Raw genomic sequence first — 3134 nt, forward strand, 5'->3', positions numbered from 1 at the left:
TTTCCTAGCTTCATTTCCTGACCACTGGAAAATTTCGAAAGCCAGTCAATTCCCTTATAACATCCGTCAAGGTTTTCCCCTTCAATGCCGAGGGCATAATCGCTCCAGGCACCAATTCCCATGAATATGGCGTGGTATCCGGAGGCTACCAGAGAGCTTAGTCCAAAGTCTACTCCGAATTTAACTTGGGTAAAGGCATTGATTCCTAAATCGAGAATTCCCTGGATTTCCCAATCCAGAACCTTTTTAGGAAGTCTGTACTCTGGGATGCCGTATCTGATAATACCGCCAAGTTTGGGCATAGCGTCAAAGATATCGACCTGATGCCCGATCCGCCTTAGAAAATATGCACAGGAAAGTCCGGCAGGTCCGCCGCCAATTACCGCCACCTTTTTACCGGTATCAGGGGCGCAGGTAATGGGAATCCGGGAACCAGAATTCATTTCATAGTCAGCAACAAAGCGTTTGAGCTGGTTAATGGAAACCGGTTCATCCTCAATACCCCTTCTGCACATATCTTCACAAGGATGAGGACATACCCTTCCGCAGGAAAGGAGAAGGGGGTTTCTCATGCGTATGGTCTGAACCGCTTCAGCATATTTTCCGGCTTTTATTTCACTGATATATTTCGGAATATTGATTTCAGCAGGGCAGGTCTGGGCGCAAGGTGCCAGAGGATCATACGTCTGGTTGAACTTCATTAGTTGTTCTGTCAGGGTTTTGACCTGAATAATATCTTTGGGGCAGGCTTTCTGGCATGCGCCACAGCCAACGCATTTGGCGTCATCAACCACGGGATAACCGTCCGGCCCCATGTCAAGGGCGCCAAATTTGCATGCCTTAATACAATCCCCAAGACCGATGCAGCCGACCGTGCAAACCCTGTGTCCGCCATAAATAGAATCCATGGCTTTGCAAGATGATACACCCATGTAATGGTATTTATCAGCAGCCCGGTTACCGCCCTCACACATATTGTAGGATAACGGAGCTTCAGCCGCACCCGCATCTACGCCCACGATACGGGAAACCGCTTCAACGCCTTCCTTGGAATTGACAATGCAAAGGCTTGGGGGTTCCTTACCTGACACTATGGCTTCTGCGGCCGCAGAACATCCCGCGTATCCGCAGCCACCGCAGTTTGCGCCTGCAAGATTGTTCTCTACCTGTGCGATTCTGGGGTCTTCATACACATAAAAGATTTTGGAAGAAAGACTGAGCACGATGCCGCATGTTGCGCCAATGCCCAGCATTAGCAGTATAGCTGGAATCATACAATCACCTTATATTATATTTGTGTTATAAACTAAACCATGCCCCTGAAAACGGTAAATATCAATGCGAGCAGGCCCGCAGTCACAAGACCGATGGAGGTTTCCTGTAAAGGTTTGGGCACCCGTGATAGAATGATCCGTTCCCTGATGCCGGCGAACAGAACCAGGGCAAGACCAAATCCTACTGCATAGGCAAAAGAGGATACCAGAGCCTCAATAAAGGTGTATTCTTCCTTGATGTTAATCAGACACACACCCATAACCGCGCAGTTGGTTGTAATCAGTGGAAGAAAAATACCCAGGCCTGCATACAGCCCCGGGATACTCTTTTTTAAAAACATTTCCACGAATTGAACCAGAGCCGCGATAACCAGAATGAAGGACACGGTCCGGAGAAATTCCACATTCATCGCTTTAAGCAGGTACACATCTACGATCCAGGTTATCATGCCTGCCATGACCAGAACAAATACAACAGCCATGCCCATTCCCATGGCAGTCTCCATTTTTTTGGAGGTGCCCAGAAAGGGGCAGTTGCCTAAGAATTGGGCAAGGAGAATATTGTTGATGAAAATACAGCTGATTGCCAGAACAAATAAATCACCCATGTTATCAATCTCCTTACCTTATTTTTGCCCGATGAGGTTCATCAGGCAGAGCATCAGGCCCAGGCCGATAAATGCACCCGGTGCTTCAATCATGAATTGAAAGGGAATATAGCCATGACCTATTGTAAAGATGGGAGAACCACCCCATACGGTCAGGGTGCCGGCCCCAATGAGCTCACGCACAGCCCCGAGTGCTGCCAGGGACATGGTAAAACCAATGCCCATGCCCAAGCCGTCAGCTGCAGAGGGAATCATTGTATTTTTACCGGCAAAGGCTTCTGCCCGGCCCAGTACAATACAGTTTACAACGATCAGGGGGATGAAAATACCCAGTTTCAGGAACAGTTCATAGGTATAGGCCTGCATCATAAATTCTACAATGGTAACAAAGGTGGCAATGATAACAATGTAGCAGGCAATTCTGACCTTTGAGGGAATTATATTTCTAAGCATGGAGATCAAAATATTTGAGAAGACCAGAACAAAGGTGGTAGCCACGCCCATGCCAATGCCGTTTTCTACGGTCTTGGTTACGGCAAGGGTGGGGCAAAGCCCAAGAACCAGCCGGAACGGAGGAATTTCCGCCCACAGACCTTTTGTAAATTCTTTTACCAGGGATTGTGCCATAATTATCTCTCCTGAACGACCTTAGTTGGCGATTTGTTTAACGATTTCAGGTTTCAGTTTCTTGTACAGGGCCTGGGCTGCGAGTGCGGCCTGGCTGACACCAGCTGACGTGACCGTTGCACCGGACATGGCGTCGATGTCACCGCCGCCTTTTTTAAGGCTGAAATTGGCGGACATGGACTTTCCGGCAAACTGGGAAACAAAGGACAGGTCCTCCTTGGCTCTGGAACCGATGCCTGGTGTTTCCGAGTGGGTTGTAACGCGCACCGCAATGATTTCATCAGTGCCAAGGTTGATACCGACCATCAGCCCGACAGGACCGCCGAAGCCAGTGCCTTTGGCTTCAAACGCCACGGCTTTCTTTCCGTCACTAAGGACGGCCGGGAAAACCTGAAGCGTGGTCCCATCAACAGTCACGTCAACGCGTTCCTGGATGGGATCATTGCTGATATCCGTGAAAATTTCTTTAATGGCCGGTGCTTTCTGAAATTTCAAAACCTGCTCTTCGATTTGGGGCCTGGTTGTCTGTTCAACGGCGGCAAGAAGGCCGCCGGATACTGCCGTAAGAACGGTCAGTACCACAATCATACTAAGCATCTCACGCATGGGGCACCAGATCGGAAGA

Annotated in this window: 4 protein-coding genes; all 4 read right to left on the bottom strand. The window is 49.0% G+C overall.

Translation table 11 applies throughout. The features are described from left to right. On the bottom strand, nucleotides 1–1274 hold a 1274-nt coding region (locus AB7U36_RS21340), incomplete at its 3' end, for a (Fe-S)-binding protein (protein ID WP_428161634.1). A gap of 32 nt (nucleotides 1275–1306) precedes the next feature. Further along, nucleotides 1307–1882, bottom strand: coding sequence for an electron transport complex protein RnfA (locus tag AB7U36_RS21345; protein WP_428161635.1), 576 nt, complete (start codon nucleotides 1880–1882; stop codon nucleotides 1307–1309). Nucleotides 1883–1900: 18 nt separating this feature from the next. After that, nucleotides 1901–2509: an electron transport complex subunit RsxE gene (gene rsxE, locus AB7U36_RS21350; protein WP_428161636.1), complete on the bottom strand. Its 609-nt coding sequence runs from the start codon at nucleotides 2507–2509 to the stop codon at nucleotides 1901–1903. Nucleotides 2510–2530: 21 nt separating this feature from the next. After that, a partial coding sequence (gene rnfG / locus AB7U36_RS21355; RefSeq protein WP_428161637.1) for an RnfABCDGE type electron transport complex subunit G occupies nucleotides 2531–3134 on the bottom strand: 604 nt, incomplete at its 5' end.

The organism is Desulfobacter sp. (genome assembly GCF_050177295.1).

Coding starts and splice junctions, on each gene's coding strand:
- rsxE (WP_428161636.1), bottom strand. CDS start 2,509: ATGGCACAATCCCTGGTAAAAGAATTTACAAAAGGTCTGTGGGCGGAA.
- AB7U36_RS21345 (WP_428161635.1), bottom strand. CDS start 1,882: ATGGGTGATTTATTTGTTCTGGCAATCAGCTGTATTTTCATCAACAAT.